Here is a 16361-nt window from a genome sequence, read left to right on the forward strand (position 1 = left end):
GGAAAGTCGTCAAGGAGGATAATGAATTGCCAATATTAGATATAATTAAACATCCAGATAGTCGTTTAGAAAGTGAATGTGAAACGATTACTGAATTCACAGAAGATCTTCACCTGCTGCTGGATAATCTTTTTGAAACCATGATCCACAGCGATGGTGTAGGGATTGCGGCTCCTCAGGTAGGGATTTGCAAAAAAGCAGCAATTGTAGATCTAGATGATGACAATGGCACGCTCGAAATGATCAACCCCACCATTACACATACGAATGGCAGAGATTTAGATATCGAAGGCTGTCTTAGTTTCCCAGGACTTTACGGAGAGGTGGAACGAGCAGAGAAAATCAGCTTAAAGGCCCAGGATCGAAAGGGTCAATGGTATGAACTTGAAGCTGAAGGATACATGGCAAGAGCCATTCAGCATGAAGTAGATCATTTATATGGCGTGTTATTCACGTCCAAGGTAAGCAGGTACATTAGCGAGGAAGAAATTGAAGGGTGGGACGAAGAATGATGAAAGTAATCTTTATGGGCACTCCTGATTTTTCAGTTCCCATTTTAAAGCAGCTAATAAATGATCAAATGGATGTCATCGCTGTCGTGACGCAGCCCGATCGTCCATCAGGAAGAAAAAGACTGCTGACACCCCCTCCTGTTAAAGTAGAGGCGTTGAGCCGGAATATACCGGTTATCCAGCCTGAAAAACTAAAGGGATCTAAAGAACTTGATGAAATCATTGAATTAAAAGCAGACTTAATTGTAACTGCAGCATTCGGTCAATTGCTGCCTCCTGAGCTTCTTTTGGCACCAGCTCTTGGCTGTATAAACGTCCATGCCTCTTTATTGCCTGAGTTGCGCGGAGGAGCACCCATCCACCATGCAATAATGCAGGGAAAAAAAGAAACGGGCATTACGATCATGTATATGGCTGAAAAACTCGATGCAGGCGACATCATCAGTCAGGTGAAAGTGGAAATTACTGAGGACGATAATGTAGGGACTCTTCATGATAAATTAAGTAAGGCAGGAGCGCTTCTGCTGTCTGAAACTCTTCCGTTGATTGCTGATCATTCAGCGCAGCGAACGGAACAAAATCATTCAGAGGCTACATTTGCCTGGAATATTAAACGGGATGAAGAGGAGATTGACTGGTCGCGAACTGAAGCTGATCTATACAATCAAATCCGCGGACTTTACCCGTGGCCTGTTGCTTATACAACTTATCGAAACAAAACAATGAAAATACTGAAAGCAGAAAAAACGGGAATAAAACACAATGGTGATCCAGGTGTTATACTGGATAAGACATCCAATGGACCGGTAATTTCCACAGGAAACGGCTCTGCTTTACTTATTACAGAGCTTCAGCCGTTCGGGAAAAAGAAAATGGCTGCTGCAGATTTCCTAAGAGGTGCAGGGTCTGATATGGAAATCGGGGAAAGAGTGGGTAAAATAAATGAGTAATACAACTGCAAGAGAAGCAGCACTGGATATTCTCGAACAAATTGATAAGAACCAATCCTATAGCAATCTGCTGCTCAATCATGCAATAAAAAAATTCAATATTAAAGGTCCGGATACCGGGCTGTTAACAGAGCTGACATATGGGACAATTCAGCGCAAACTGACATTGGACTACTATTTGACCCCATTTATTAAAAAAAAGCTGGAGAACTGGGTTCGAAATCTCCTTCGAATGAGCTTATATCAAATGCTGTATTTTGATCGCGTTCCAGAGCGTGCAGCGATTCATGAAGCTGTTGAAATCGCAAAAAAAAGGGGCCATAAAGGAATTGCCGGGCTGGTAAATGGAATACTCAGATCCATACAGCGGGAAGGTGTACCATCTTTAAACGACATTTTGGACCCAATTGAGCGGCTTTCTATTGAAACAAGTCATCCATATTGGCTGGTCGCCCGTTGGAATGAACAGTACGGACTGGAAAAAACAAAGAAAATGTGTGAAACAAATTTACTTGCTCCAGTTCAGACTGCACGTGTCAATACATTAAAGACCAACAGGGAAGCCGTTCTCGATCAGCTGAATGCAGAAGGAGTCGAGGCAAAACCAAGCAGCATCATTCCAGAAGGAATATCGATTATGAAAGGGAATATTGCTCATACCAATGCGTACAAGACGGGTATGCTGACAATACAGGATGAAAGCTCTATGCTGGTTGCTTATGCTATGAATGCTCAGCCTGGAGAAACCATTCTTGATATGTGTGCAGCACCAGGAGGGAAAACAACCCACCTTGCACAATCAATGAATAACGAGGGACAAATTGTTGCACTTGACCTCCACCCGCATAAAATTAAGCTCATTTCTGATAATGCAGATCGATTAGGGATTGAATGCATCGAAGGAACAGCGATTGATGCAAGAAAGGCTCATGAGAAATTTGAAGCCGGTTCGTTTGACCGTGTTTTAGTCGATGCACCTTGCAGCGGTTTAGGAGTAGTAAGAAGAAAACCGGATATCAAATATGCTAAATCCGAAAATGATCTGGAAGGGTTAACTGCTGTTCAGCACTCACTATTAGCAGCTGCCGTAGACATGATTAAACCTGGCGGAAAACTGATTTACAGTACATGTACAGTCGATCACGCTGAAAATAATGACACTGTCGCAAAGTTTTTAAGAGAGTACAAACAGATGGAACTGACTGCTTTAGAAAATTTGCCGGAAGCAATACAGCCGCTTGTCCAAGATAATATTCTACAGGTCTTTCCTCAGGATTTTAATGGTGACGGTTTCTTTATTGCCTGCTTTGAAAAGAAGCAAAATTAAAGATCAGCATGCATGTTCTGCCCGTGTTAGTTGTGATTTATCATAAATGATGCACTGCTTAAAAGAAGAGCCAACATTAAAAACGAGGTGACAAAAAGTGCAGTCTGCTTTCATTAGCGATCAAGGAAAAGTACGTCGTTTAAATGAAGATGCGGGAGGGGTCTATCTACACCCGCACGGTCATTTGCTTGCAGTAGTAGCAGATGGCATGGGAGGGCATAAAGCTGGAGATGTTGCCAGTTTGATGGCCGTTGAAAAAATACAGGAACTTTGGATGGACAGTCCTGCTATCCTGAAGCCCAGGGATGCTGAAAACTGGCTACAGTCAAGTATTGAAAACATCAATCGGGATCTTCATCTCTTCGCTCATACGAATAAAGACTGTGAAGGAATGGGAACCACTATTGTAGCAGCCATTTGTACGGAGGAATTTGTCACTATTGGAAATGTAGGAGACAGCAGAGGTTACATAGTTTCACAAGCTAATAAAATACGACAGGTTACAGAAGATCATTCTTTTGTTAACGCACTTGTTCAGTCTGGTGAAATAACAAAAAGGGATGCTGAACACCATCCAAGAAAAAATCTGCTCCTGAAATCACTTGGATCAAGCGGTCTCGTAAATCCCAGTATTTCAACCATCACAATAGATGAAGGGAATATTATTATATTGTGCTCTGACGGCCTTTCTAACAAAATAGATGAGGTAAAAATAGCAGATACCATTACTCAGGCGCTGCCGCTTAAAGAACGGGCATCAATAATGGTTGATATTGCCAACCAAAATGGCGGTGAAGACAATATCACAATTGCTGCAGTTGAGTACGTTGTCTCCAAAGAAAGTGAGGAGACACGATGATCGGAAAAAGATTAAACGGTCGTTATAAAATTCTTCGATCCATCGGCGGCGGCGGGATGGCAAATGTTTACCTTGCCCGCGACATGATCCTTGAGAGAGATGTTGCGGTGAAAGTACTTCGTCTGGATTATGTAAATGAAACCGATTCGATGAAAAGGTTTCAGCGGGAAGCACAATCAGCCACAAGTTTAACCCATTCAAATATTGTGAGCATGTATGATGTTGGAGACGAGGATGATCAGTATTATCTGGTTATGGAGTATGTTGAGGGCATGACATTAAAAGAATACATTCAGCATCACTCACCTGTGCCAATGAAAGATGCTATTAAAATTATGTCCCAGCTAACATCTGCGATTTCTCATGCACATCATAATGGCATTATTCACAGAGATATAAAACCTCAGAATATTCTCGTAGATAACAATGGCGATATCAAGATCACCGACTTTGGCATTGCTATGGCTCTGAGTGCAACTTCAATCACTCAAACAAATTCTGTCATGGGGACTGTCCATTATCTTTCGCCCGAGCAGGCAAGAGGCGGAATTGCGACAAAAAAATCAGATATTTATTCTTTAGGAATTGTGATGTTCGAGCTTATAACAGGCCGACTGCCTTTTGAAGGCGAATCAGCTGTTTCTATTGCTTTAAAACATTTGCAATCTGATATTCCACCGCCATCAAAATTAACACCTAATTTACCTCAGAGTGTTGAAAATGTTATTTTAAAATCGACGACGAAAGATTCCTTCTATCGATATGCCACAGTGGATGAGATGCATGAGGATTTAAAATCTGTCCTCGATGAAGATCGTTTTAAAGAGCCAAAGTTCATGGTTGAACCTGACAACGATGCAACTAGAGCCATCCCAATAATACGAAATGAGCGGTCATTTACACAAAATGAAGACACAAAGGTACACAAAGATTCATCCAAATCAAAAATACAGCCAAAAACCGAACAGCCCTTTTTAAAGAAAAAGAAAAAAAGAAAAAAATGGCCATGGATTCTTTTGCTTGTCATACTTCTTCTTTCTGCAGGTACAGCCGCAATGGCAGCACTTGGTGTCTTTGGTCCAGCCCGGGTAGAGGTTCCGAATATTGTAGGCGAATCGTTAAATGAAGGTGAAGAAATTCTTGAAGAAGCAGGTCTCCGTCTTGGTGAAATTGAATATCAGCCAAGTGAGGAGATCCCTGCGGATGAAATCATTAGAAGCTCGCCTAAGGCAACACGTACTGTGGAGGAAGGCGAAGAGATTAATGTAACAATCAGCAGCGGGAAAATGGAAGTAGAAATGGATGATTATACAGGTAAAATCTATGAGGATATTCGGGAATCAATCGAGGAAATGGATTTTGAAGAAATCATATTTGAGGAAGAATATGACTCTTCTCCAAAAGGAACGATAATTGATCAAAATCCAGGAGAAGGGAACAGAATGATACCGAGTGAAACGGAACTGCAACTGACCATCAGCTTAGGGGAAGAAACAGCGGTAGTCGAGAATTTAATTGGTAAATCTCCTCAGGAAGTAGACGAATTTGAATCTCGCACCGGCTTGGTTGTCAACACAACTAGGGAAGAATATTCATCTGAGCAGGCAGAAGGAGCCGTCATATCACAAGATCCATCCGAAGGGACCTCTCTTCCTGTAGGGAGTTCAATTAATGTAGTGGTCTCCTTAGGAGAAGAACCGCTGCCTCCAAAAGAAATTTTTGTTCCATTAACAATTGAATACGAAGCTGTTGAGGAATCGGAAGAACCGGAAGAACCCGATCCTGAAGAAGGCGAAGAGCCCGATCCTGAAGAAGGTGAAGATCCGCCGGAAGTTCCAGGAGAACCTGAGCCCCAAACGATAAGAATATTTGTAAAAGATTCAAATAATGACATTGATGAGCCTCTGGAAGAATTTACAATTACAGAAACCGTAGAAAGAAGTATTGAATTGATGATAGAACCAGGGGGCACTGGTGCCTACCGAGTCGAGCGAGACGGTGAGACGATTATTGAAAAAGAAATACCATATGATACAAACGAATAAATCATACAAGGAGAGATCGAATGCCAAGTGGGAAAATCATGAAAGCTTTAAGTGGCTTTTATTATGTTAAAGACGAGAGCAGGATCATCCAATGCAGGGGAAGAGGGGTATTTCGCAACCAGGGAATCACTCCATTGGTAGGAGATCAAGTTCGTTATCAAGCGGAGAATGATCAAGAGGGTTATGTTCTTGAAATCGAAGACCGAAAAAATGAACTTGTTCGTCCGCCTATCGCCAACGTAGACCAGGCAGTTTTAGTTTTTTCTGCAATCGAGCCCAATTTCAGTACTTCATTATTGGACCGCTTTTTAGTCCTAGTTGAAAGTCATCAGATAACGCCTGTAATCTGCATTTCAAAAATGGATCTCTTAACTGAGGAGCAAACAGTAAAAATTGAACAATATGCTAAAGATTATGAGGATATTGGGTACACTGTTTTACGCTCGTCCGCTAAATGGGAAGATGGTCTTGACACTCTTATTCCTTACCTTGAAGGGAAAATATCTGTTTTTGCCGGACAGTCAGGAGTAGGGAAATCATCTATCTTAAATGCGTTAAGACCCGACCTTGACATAAAAACAGATCAAATATCTTCTTCTCTTGGCAGGGGGAAACATACGACAAGACATGTGGAACTTCTTGCTATAGGATCAGGTCTTGTTGCAGATACACCTGGATTTAGTGCTTTGGAGTTCAGTGAACTGGAGCTTGAAGAATTACCTTTCTGCTTACCTGAAATTGCACATTTTGGAGAGCAGTGCAAATTCCGAGCTTGTCTTCATATTAATGAACCTAAGTGTGCTGTAAAGGCTGCAGTAGAAGATAAGAAAATTCCGAGCTATCGATATAAGGATTATCAGCAGTTTCACGAGGAAATAAAAACAAGAAAGCCGAGGTATTAAAATGGTAAAAATCGCACCATCTATTTTGTCAGCTGATTTTTCTAAGCTGGGAGAAGAAATAAAGGAAGTGGAAAAAGGAGGAGCAGATTGGATTCATATCGACGTAATGGATGGACAATTTGTTCCAAATATCACCATGGGTTCTCTAGTTGTTAATGCAATTAGACCGGTGACTTCAATGATTTTGGATGTGCACTTAATGATTGTTCAGCCTGAGAATTATATTGAGCAATTTGCCAATGCAGGTGCAGACTACATTTCAGTTCATGCAGAAGCTACGAATCATCTTCACAGAACGATTCAGCTCATTAAAGCAAAAGGGGTGAAAGCGGGTGCGGTTATAAATCCCCACACACCAATTGAAGCGATTAAACATGTACTAGGGGATCTTGATCTTGTTCTTGTCATGACTGTAAATCCAGGTTTTGGAGGACAAAGCTTCATCCCTTCTATGGCAGGTAAAATAAATGAGCTCGCTAAACTTAAAAAAGAAGCAGGTTTCAACTATTTAATTCAAGTAGACGGCGGTGTTAATACAGAAACGATTAAACAATGTGTAGACGCAGGAGCTGAAGTGATGGTAGCAGGATCTGCGGTGTTTGGAGAAAGAGATCGGAATTTAGCCATAGGGTTGTTAAAAAAAGCTGCTCAACAGTAAATAAAAGTTGAGACTGAATCAGAACTATGAAAGATGTTTAAAATGAGTATTTATTTTCGCAGCGGAAAGCGGCGACTCCCTGCAGGATATGACAGCAAGCTGAGACCAAAGCCTGAGGAGGGCTCAAGCAGCCGTCCCTGTGGAAAGCGTCCGCCTGAAGCGAAGTGAACCAATCAAAGAGCTTGAGACACACATTTGTCCCAGGCTCTTTTTGTTTACATAATAAAAATTATAAACATATAGCATTGAACTGCATCATATAGATTGAAGGTGAGAACATGATTTATTTAGTTGGTGGCGCACCAATCAATCATCAATGGCTGCTAGAGCTTGGACAAAAGGAAGCCAGGTGGATTGGAGTAGATAGGGGAACAAAAAAACTGATTGAGGCAGGGTTTTCTGTAGAACGAGCTTTTGGAGATTTTGATTCCGTAACAAAGGAGGAATTCAATCACATCATCTCACATGTTCGTAAATTGGAAGTGGCAGAGCCAGAGAAAAACGAAACAGATTTGGAGATGGCCTTAAAATGGGCTCTATCTGAATCTCAGCCCATCAGGTTAATAGGCGCAACCGGCGGGAGACTTGATCATTTTATGGGGAATCTTCAGCTGCTTACTTCGCCGCTTGTCCTCAAACATACGCACTCTGTTGAAATTCTGGACGAGCAAAATCGAATCAGTCTTTTAAAAAGTGGTGATTTTAAAGTAGAAAATGATCCGGACTATCGCTATCTTTCCTTTATTCCCATTACTCCAGAAGTAAAAAAATTCACCATCGCGGGTGTAAAGTATCCGTTGACCGATCACGATTTAAAAATGGGGACGACCCTTACGATCAGTAACGAATTTATTGCCTCTCATGCGTCTATTTCGTTTCAATCTGGCATAATTATGATGGTAAGAAGCAAGGACAACACTTGATGCTTTATCGGAATGGAGGAGATCCACTTGCGATTTTACAGTATAAAACTTCCCAGAGTGCTTGGTGGAATTGTAAAAGCAATGCTTGGGGCTTTTAAAAAGCAAGCATAAACAAAATAAGAAGGGGAGCTGACTAGTTCAGCTCCCCTTCTTATTATGATCATTTCAATATTATACGCGTTCTACTTTACCGGATTTCAATGCTCGTGCAGAAACCCATACGCGTTTAGGCTTACCGTCAACAAGAATACGAACTTTTTGAAGGTTAGCGCCCCATGTACGCTTGTTAGCGTTCATAGCGTGGGAGCGAGCGTTGCCCGAACGAGTCTTACGACCAGTAACAACACACTGTTTCGCCATTTAATTCCCCTCCTCACAAATGAAGCTGAAAACATCTGTTTCAATCTTTCACTTAGTCAATCACACCTTAATTAATTTACCACACCTAAATTTATTATGCAATAAAAATAAAGTATACTATCAAGTTTTTTTCCTTTACATATTAAGTACAGAAAAAGACTATAAAATAATCATTCATTAGATAATATAATTTTATTATGTAAACTAATAAAGCTGATTAATAGAATCGACTGAATGATTGAGCGTTTATTTGAAAAGAAAATGAAACAAAAAAACGTTAAGTAAGGAATGGTCTTTACCAGTTTTGCTTTTAAATCAAGGGATTGTATAGTAAAATGTCTTTAGCCAAGACAGTATCCAAAGGGGGAGCAAGATATGTCTATTGAATTAACAACAAAGTTTGGACAAATTGATATCTCAAACGAAGTCATTGCAATGGTTGCCGGTGGAGCAGCAATTGAATGCTTCGGGATAGTAGGCATGGCGTCCAAGCATCAGATAAGAGACGGTCTGACAGATATCTTGCGTCGTGAAAATTTTACGCGTGGCGTAATTGTGCGTCAGGAAAACGATAAGGTCTACATTGATATGTACATTGTTGTCAGCTATGGCACCAAAATTTCAGAAGTCGCTCACAATGTACAATCGACTGTTAAATACACATTGGACAAAACTGTTGGCCTTTCTGTTGAGTCCGTCAATATATACGTTCAGGGAGTTCGTGTAACGAACCCGTAATGAGGAGGAAAGCTTTGTGGTTATTAACGAGTTAAATGGCAGGCAGTTTGCCGAAATGATTTTTCAGGGAGCAATAAATTTGTCCAATAATGCAGACACAGTGGATGCATTAAATGTGTTTCCCGTACCAGATGGAGATACCGGTACAAATATGAACTTATCTATGACTTCGGGTTCAAAAGAAGTCCAGGCAAATGTTTCAGACCATCTGGGAAAAGTATCTTCAGCTCTTTCTAAAGGCTTGCTGATGGGAGCACGTGGAAATTCTGGTGTGATTCTGTCACAGCTTTTTAGAGGATTCGGTAAAACTGTTGAAAGCAAAAGCGTTTTAAGCACGGTTGAATTTGCCCAGGCATTAGATGATGGAGTTGGATCTGCTTATAAGGCTGTCATGAAACCGGTTGAAGGCACCATTTTAACTGTTGCAAAAGATGCGGCAAAAAAAGCGGTTCAGGCAGCTAAAAATGAGGATGATTTCGTAGCTTTAATGGAAGAAATCGTCAAAGAAGCAAAAGCTTCACTAAAGCGCACTCCGGATCTTTTGCCTGTTTTAAAAGAGGTTGGAGTAGTAGACAGCGGCGGGCAGGGGCTTGTCCACGTCTATGAAGGCTTCTTAGCGGAACTTAAGGGTGAAAAAATTGATGACGCTCCTGTTGCTCTTTCAATGGACGAGCTTGTAGGCGCTGAGCATCATATTGGCGTACAGGGCTTTATGAATACAGAAGATATAGAATTTGGCTATTGTACTGAGTTCATGGTAAAGCTTGAAGAAGAAAAAACGTCTAAACATCCCTTCGATGAAACAAGATTCAGAAATGAATTGAGTGAGCTTGGTGATTCATTGCTCGTAATCTCAGATGATGAAATGGCGAAGGTGCACATTCATACAGAGGAGCCTGGAACAGCACTTGCTTACGGCCAGCGTTACGGCAGCTTAATTAAAATGAAAATTGAAAATATGCGTGAGCAGCACACTGAACTTGTAGGGTCTGATTATAGAGTTCCCGATAAAAATGCCGTTCCTGCTGAAAAGAAACCTTATGCGATCATTACGGTTTCTATGGGTGAAGGGATTGCTGAACTATTCAAGAGCATCGGTGCAACGAATGTAATTGAAGGCGGACAGACAATGAATCCAAGCACAGAGGATATTGTCAAAGCAATTGAGGAAGCAAATGCTGAAAAAGTCATTATCTTACCTAATAACAAAAATATAATTATGGCTGCTGAACAGGCAGCTGAGGTTGTTGAAATGGAAGCGGTAGTAGTGCCGTCTAAGACGGTTCCTCAGGGAATGACAGCTATTTTGGCTTTCAACCCAACAGCGGAAATCGACGACAACTTTGCAGGAATGAAAGAGGCATTAAATCATGTGAAGACAGGTCAAGTCACATTTGCTGTGCGCGATACATCCATAGACGGCATCACTATTCAAAAAGATGATCATATGGGTATTGCAGAAGGGAAGATTGTAGTTAGTGATAAGAGCAGATTGAATTCTGCTAAAAAACTCCTCGCACAAATGATTGATGAAGAGGCTGAAATTCTTACCATTTTGCATGGTGAAGATGCTGGTGAAGATGAAGTAAACGACATTAAAGCGTTTATTGAGAGTGAATATGCTGAGCTGGAAATTGAAATCCATAATGGAAAGCAGCCGCTTTACTCATATATATTTGCGATTGAATAAGGAAATGGATTGTAATCATTCGCTTAAAGAGAGAAAATAGAAGGGTACTTACCCTTCTATTTTCTATATGAAGGAAGTAAGTACGAGATGACAGTGAAGGTGTGAACATGCATGAAATACAAAAGTGTTTTTGATATTATCGGCCCCGTTATGATCGGTCCATCTTCTTCTCACACTGCAGGAGCGGCAAGAATAGGAAAAATGGCCAGAGAACTCTTTGGCAGAGAACCTGAATGGGCTACGATTTCTTTCTATGGATCATTTGCTAAAACATTCAGAGGCCACGGTACAGATGTAGCAATGATCGGCGGGATCATGAATTTTGAAACCGACGATGAAAGAATTATTAATGCATTTGATCATGCTAAAAAGAAAAAAATCCGTATAAAAATTCGTGAAGAAGAAGCGGTAACGGATCATCCGAATACGGCCAGAATCTTACTTGGCGATAAAAACGGCGAAATGGAACTTGTCGGCATTTCCATTGGCGGAGGTAAGATAGAGATCATTGAACTAAATGGATTTGAACTTAAATTAACAGGTCATCACCCTGCGATTCTGGTTGTTCATGACGATCGGTTCGGTGCAATCGCTGCTGTTTCTAATCTGCTGGCAAGCCACAGAATAAACATTGGCCATATGGATGTTTCCCGAAAAGACGTAGGGCAGATGGCTTTAATGACGATAGAAGTTGACCAAAACGTAAATGAGGAAGTCATAGAAGGACTAAAAAAACTTCCGGAAGTCACTCAAGTAACTAGAATTGTAAATTAAAATAGTAATGCGGGGCAATGGCAGCGCTTACGTAAAATAGAAGGTGGGATAAAATGTTTCGTAATGTTGCAGAACTAGTTGAGTTAGCCGAAACAGGCAACAAAAAAATATCTGATATTATGATTGAACAGGAAATGAAAGTTACAAACCGTTCCCGCGAAGACGTTCTTGCTCAAATGGAACGGAATTTAAAGGTCATGGAAGAAGCGGTGGAAAGAGGTTTGCAAGGAGTCAAGTCTCATTCAGGTTTAACCGGTGGAGATGCTGTTTTGCTGCAAAAGTACATAGCAGGAGGGAAGTCTCTCAGTGGTGATCTGCTCTTAGATGCTGTCAGCAAAGCTGTAGCAACAAATGAGGTGAATGCTGCAATGGGAACGATATGCGCAACTCCTACGGCCGGCTCGGCTGGTGTGGTTCCTGGCACCTTATTTGCCGTGCAAAGAAAACTGAATCCTACGAGGGAAGAGAAAATCCGTTTTTTGTTTACTTCAGGTGCATTCGGTTTCGTTGTGGCTAATAATGCCTCGATTTCAGGAGCAGCAGGAGGGTGTCAGGCAGAGGTCGGTTCAGCATCCGGAATGGCAGCTGCAGCTATTGTAGAAATGGCAGGCGGATCACCGTCCCAGTGTGCAGAAGCGATGGCGATCACGTTAAAAAATATGCTGGGTCTTGTTTGTGATCCAGTTGCAGGACTTGTAGAAGTACCTTGTGTAAAAAGAAATGCAATGGGTGCTGCGAATGCGATGGTCGCAGCAGACATGTCCCTTGCTGGAATAACGAGCCGCATCCCATGTGATGAGGTAATTGATGCTATGTATAAAATCGGACAGACAATGCCTGTTGCACTAAGAGAAACTGCTCAAGGCGGCTTGGCAGCGACCCCGACAGGCCGGGAACTGGAAGCGAAAATATTTGGTTTTGCTCTGGATAAAAAGGAGTAGGCTGGTTTGAATGAATCAGTCTTAACTTTAAACGGAGTTGGAGAAGAAACCGCTCAACAGCTGCAAGACATGGGCATTCATACAATAAATGATTTAATAAATTATTTGCCGTACCGATATGATGATTTCAGAATGAAAGATTTATCAGAGGCGGCTCACGAAGAGCGGGTTACTGTAGAAGGCAGGATTCACAGTGAACCCTCTCTTCAATTTTTTGGCAAAAAAAAGTCCAGATTGACCTTAAGATTATTAAGCGGCCCGCACAGTATTAAGGTCACATTTTTTAATCAGCCTTATCTTAAGAAAAAATTGAATGTACAAGATATGATTACGGTGACCGGCAAATGGGACAGGCATCGCCAGATTATTACAGCTCAAACGTATAAGCTTGGGCCGCAGCAGGGGGAAGAAGAATTCTCACCTGTCTATCCATTAAAAGGATCTATGACAAATCGCACATTGAAAAAACTAATCCAGCAGGCGCTTAAACATTATGCGGATAAAATAGCTGATCCGATCCCTGAAGGATTGCTTGCCAAATACAAGTTGTTAGACAGGCGTCAAGCGCTTGAGGGAATTCACTTTCCTTCAAATCCTGATGCGATGAAACAATCGAGAAGACGATTTGTATATGAAGAGTTTTTTTTGTTTCAATTAAAAATGCAGGCTTTAAGAAAAGTTGAACGAGAACAGTCAAAAGGGATTTCGATTAACTACGTAAAGGACGATCTAACTGCCTTTATTTCCAGACTTCCCTTTCCACTTACAGATGCCCAAAAAAGAGTGCTGAAAGAAATACTGATAGATATGAAGTCGCCGCACCGCATGAATCGCCTGTTGCAAGGAGATGTTGGTTCTGGCAAGACAGTTGTGGCTGCGATTTCCCTTCTTGCAGCTATTACGGCGGGCTATCAGGGAGCACTTATGGTCCCGACAGAAATACTCGCCGAACAGCACGCCGAGTCATTAAACGAGTTATTTCAGCCAATAGGAATGAACGTTGCACTCCTTACAAGCTCAGTCAAGGGGAAAAGAAGAACCCTTCTATTAGAAAAACTGGCTGCAGGTGATATAGATATTTTAATCGGCACTCACGCTCTTATACAGGAAGAAGTGAATTTTAAAAATCTTGGTCTCGTGATCACAGACGAGCAGCACAGATTTGGCGTAAACCAGCGCCGTGTTCTCCGTGAAAAAGGAGAAAGCCCTGATGTGCTCTTTATGACTGCTACTCCCATACCAAGAACACTTGCCATTACGGTGTTTGGTGAAATGGATGTCTCGATCATTGACGAAATGCCTGCGGGAAGAAAGCCGATTCAAACCTACTGGGCTAAGGAAAATATGCTGGATCGTATTTTGGTTTTTATGGAAAAGGAACTTGCAAATGGACGGCAGGTATACGTCATTTGCCCACTCATTGAAGAATCTGAAAAATTGGATGTCCAAAACGCGATTGATGTTCATGTGCAGCTGGAGCAATATTTTTTCGGAAGATTTACGGTCGGGCTTATGCACGGCAGGCTGCATGCGGACGAAAAAGAAAAGGTTATGAAGGCCTTTAGTGAAAATCAATTCCACGTTTTAGTCTCTACCACGGTGGTTGAGGTAGGAGTGAATGTTCCCAACGCTTCGTTAATGGTCATCTATGATGCTGAACGGTTCGGTTTGTCACAGCTGCATCAACTAAGAGGAAGAGTAGGAAGAGGGAGCGATCAATCCTATTGCATTCTTCTTGCAGACCCCAAGAACGAAGTCGGGAAAGAACGTATGAAAATTATGACGGAAACGAATGATGGTTTTGTTTTAAGTGAAAAGGATCTTGAACTGCGGGGACCTGGAGATTTCTTTGGAAGAAAACAAAGCGGGCTTCCCGAATTTAAAGTGGCTGATATGGTTCATGATTACAGGGCATTGGAGATTGCCCGGGATGATGCTCATCAACTGATTGAGAGTCAGGAATTTTGGGAAGAACAGCACTATGCGGTTTTAAGAGAGATCCTAGTGGAAGATGGTATTCTAAGCGGCAGTAAACTTGATTAGACAGAATGCAGTTGCATTCTGTCTATTTTATTTATATACTCCTATTAGTACCTAGTGCTAGTAGCGGGCGGTGGAGAAATGAAATTAACAAAAAAAGAGCGGCAGCACACATTACAGCAAACGATTGCTGACACTCCTTTCGTGACGGACGATGATTTGGCAAAACGCTTTGGCGTGAGCGTTCAAACCATACGCCTTGATCGAATGGAGTTATCGATTCCTGAACTGCGGGAAAGGATAAAAACGGTTGCGGAACAAACGTTTGAAGATGAGGTGCGGTCTCTTCCTATCGATGAAGTGATTGGTGAAATAATTGATATAGAACTGGATAAAAGCGGAATATCTATCTTTGATGTTAGAGAAGAACATGTTTTTCAACGAAATAAAATTACAAGAGGCCATCATCTGTTTGCTCAAGCAAACTCACTTGCGGTAGCGTTAATAAATGATGAACTTGCTCTTACAGCAAGAGCCAATCTTATTTTCAGCAATCCGGTCCAAATGGGTGACCGAGTAATTGCCAAAGCGAAGGTGAGCCATAGAGATAAGCATAGAACCACTGTGGAAGTAATGTCCTATGTTGAAAAAACCCTGGTATTTAAAGGGGAATTTGAAATGTATCGCTCCACGTTTCAATTAGGAGAGGAGAATTGATATGAAAATAGCGGTTGACGCAATGGGCGGAGATCATGCACCTAAAGAGGTCGTTCTTGGTGCAATGAAAGCAGTTAAAGAAAATCCTTCTATCCAAGTGACGCTATATGGTGACCAAGAAGCCATCAAAGCCCACCTTACAAACGGACAAAATATTGAAATCATACATACCAATGAGAAAATTTTAAGTACAGATGAACCGGTAAGAGCGGTTAGAAGAAAAAAGAGTGCTTCTATGGTGCTAATGGCTCAGGCAGTAAAAGATGGACAGGCTCAGGCGTGTGTATCAGCCGGTAATACAGGTGCACTGATGGCAGCGGGTTTATTTGTAGTGGGCAGAATTAGCGGTATTGAAAGACCTGCCCTTTCCCCTACCCTGCCTACTATGGATGGCAAAGGGTTTGTTATGCTGGATCTCGGAGCTAATTCCGATGCGAAACCTGAACATCTTCTTCAATATGCCTTGATGGGAAGTATTTACGCAGAAAAGGTCAGAGGCATACCAAATCCGACAGTTGGGCTGTTAAATATCGGTACAGAGGAAGGGAAAGGAAATGAACTGACCAAAGCTTCTTTTCAACTGCTGAAGGATTCACAGCTCAATTTCATTGGAAATGTTGAATCCAGAGACCTTCTTGACGGGGCAGCAGATGTTGTCGTTACAGATGGATTTACAGGCAATATGGTGCTGAAAACGCTTGAAGGGACTGCGCAGGCGATTTTTGGAATGCTGAAAGAAACGTTTTCTTCCTCATTCAAATCCAAACTTGCCGCTGGTCTTGTACAAAATGATTTACGTGCATTAAAAAGCAAGATGGACTATACAGAATATGGAGGAGCAGCTTTATTTGGATTGAATGCTCCCGTTATTAAAGCCCACGGCTCATCCAATGAGCATGCAATTTATAACGCGATAAAGCAGGCGAATAGTATGGCAGAGGAAAATGTAGGTCAATTAATCTCTGCTGCGATAAACTCAAAGTAA

17 protein-coding genes are annotated in these 16361 nt (G+C 41.6%); 16 read left to right on the top strand and 1 reads right to left on the bottom strand.

The window, feature by feature from the left end; translation table 11 throughout:
• The first annotated feature begins 26 nt into the window (after positions 1 to 26).
• The 9 genes from def (at position 27) to spoVM (ending at position 8287) form a co-directional block, all read left to right on the top strand.
• On the top strand, positions 27 to 512 hold the full coding sequence (def, locus tag KR50_RS08715; protein ID WP_041057378.1) for a peptide deformylase: 486 nt from the start codon (positions 27 to 29) through the stop codon (positions 510 to 512).
• Positions 509 to 1462, top strand: coding sequence for a methionyl-tRNA formyltransferase (gene fmt / locus KR50_RS08720; RefSeq protein WP_041057381.1), 954 nt, complete (start codon positions 509 to 511; stop codon positions 1460 to 1462). Before def ends, fmt begins: the two co-directional genes overlap by 4 nt.
• On the top strand, positions 1455 to 2789 hold the full coding sequence (gene rsmB, locus KR50_RS08725) for a 16S rRNA (cytosine(967)-C(5))-methyltransferase RsmB (RefSeq protein ID WP_041057383.1): 1335 nt from the start codon (positions 1455 to 1457) through the stop codon (positions 2787 to 2789). The genes fmt and rsmB overlap by 8 nt, the downstream gene beginning before the upstream one ends.
• A 97-nt stretch (positions 2790 to 2886) precedes the next feature.
• Positions 2887 to 3648 (top strand): Stp1/IreP family PP2C-type Ser/Thr phosphatase, encoded by a 762-nt coding sequence (locus KR50_RS08730; RefSeq protein WP_041057386.1) that lies wholly within the window; start codon positions 2887 to 2889, stop codon positions 3646 to 3648.
• On the top strand, positions 3645 to 5693 hold the full coding sequence (pknB, locus tag KR50_RS08735; protein ID WP_041057389.1) for a Stk1 family PASTA domain-containing Ser/Thr kinase: 2049 nt from the start codon (positions 3645 to 3647) through the stop codon (positions 5691 to 5693). Before KR50_RS08730 ends, pknB begins: the two co-directional genes overlap by 4 nt.
• Before the next feature lie 20 nt (positions 5694 to 5713).
• On the top strand, positions 5714 to 6595 hold the full coding sequence (gene rsgA, locus KR50_RS08740; RefSeq protein WP_041057391.1) for a ribosome small subunit-dependent GTPase A: 882 nt from the start codon (positions 5714 to 5716) through the stop codon (positions 6593 to 6595).
• A 1-nt stretch (position 6596) separates the two neighbouring features.
• Positions 6597 to 7253 carry a ribulose-phosphate 3-epimerase gene (gene rpe, locus KR50_RS08745; RefSeq protein ID WP_041057394.1) on the top strand — a complete coding sequence of 219 codons (657 nt, stop codon included), beginning with the start codon at positions 6597 to 6599 and terminating at the stop codon, positions 7251 to 7253.
• A 278-nt stretch (positions 7254 to 7531) separates the two neighbouring features.
• Complete coding sequence (locus tag KR50_RS08750; protein ID WP_041057397.1) at positions 7532 to 8176, top strand: thiamine diphosphokinase; 645 nt, start codon at positions 7532 to 7534, stop codon at positions 8174 to 8176.
• A gap of 12 nt (positions 8177 to 8188) precedes the next feature.
• A complete protein-coding gene (gene spoVM / locus KR50_RS08755) occupies positions 8189 to 8287 on the top strand; it encodes a stage V sporulation protein SpoVM (RefSeq protein ID WP_084215535.1) in 99 nt (32 codons plus the stop codon).
• A 60-nt stretch (positions 8288 to 8347) separates the two neighbouring features.
• On the opposite strand, the gene rpmB is transcribed toward spoVM, so the two are convergent.
• Positions 8348 to 8536 carry a 50S ribosomal protein L28 gene (gene rpmB / locus KR50_RS08760; RefSeq protein ID WP_039808810.1) on the bottom strand — a complete coding sequence of 63 codons (189 nt, stop codon included), beginning with the start codon at positions 8534 to 8536 and terminating at the stop codon, positions 8348 to 8350.
• Between the two features lie 375 nt (positions 8537 to 8911).
• On the opposite strand from rpmB, the gene KR50_RS08765 reads away from it, so the two are divergent.
• The 7 genes from KR50_RS08765 (at position 8912) to plsX (ending at position 16361) form a co-directional block, all read left to right on the top strand.
• On the top strand, positions 8912 to 9274 hold the full coding sequence (locus tag KR50_RS08765) for an Asp23/Gls24 family envelope stress response protein (protein WP_041057405.1): 363 nt from the start codon (positions 8912 to 8914) through the stop codon (positions 9272 to 9274).
• A gap of 16 nt (positions 9275 to 9290) precedes the next feature.
• Positions 9291 to 10964: a DAK2 domain-containing protein gene (locus tag KR50_RS08770; protein ID WP_041057408.1), complete on the top strand. Its 1674-nt coding sequence runs from the start codon at positions 9291 to 9293 to the stop codon at positions 10962 to 10964.
• A gap of 111 nt (positions 10965 to 11075) precedes the next feature.
• Positions 11076 to 11738 (top strand): L-serine ammonia-lyase, iron-sulfur-dependent subunit beta, encoded by a 663-nt coding sequence (gene sdaAB / locus KR50_RS08775; RefSeq protein WP_041057410.1) that lies wholly within the window; start codon positions 11076 to 11078, stop codon positions 11736 to 11738.
• Positions 11739 to 11791: 53 nt separating this feature from the next.
• Positions 11792 to 12679 (top strand): L-serine ammonia-lyase, iron-sulfur-dependent, subunit alpha, encoded by an 888-nt coding sequence (gene sdaAA, locus KR50_RS08780; RefSeq protein ID WP_041057413.1) that lies wholly within the window; start codon positions 11792 to 11794, stop codon positions 12677 to 12679.
• Between the two features lie 6 nt (positions 12680 to 12685).
• Entirely contained in the window at positions 12686 to 14722 is a 2037-nt protein-coding gene (gene recG / locus KR50_RS08785) for an ATP-dependent DNA helicase RecG (protein WP_041057416.1), read from the top strand.
• 78 nt (positions 14723 to 14800) lie between these two features.
• Entirely contained in the window at positions 14801 to 15376 is a 576-nt protein-coding gene (gene fapR / locus KR50_RS08790) for a transcription factor FapR (RefSeq protein WP_041057419.1), read from the top strand.
• A gap of 1 nt (position 15377) precedes the next feature.
• Positions 15378 to 16361, top strand: coding sequence for a phosphate acyltransferase PlsX (gene plsX, locus KR50_RS08795; RefSeq protein WP_041057422.1), 984 nt, complete (start codon positions 15378 to 15380; stop codon positions 16359 to 16361).

Origin of the sequence: Jeotgalibacillus campisalis, from assembly GCF_000829515.1 — a bacterium.
Classification (GTDB): Bacteria; Bacillota; Bacilli; order Bacillales; family Jeotgalibacillaceae; genus Jeotgalibacillus; species Jeotgalibacillus campisalis.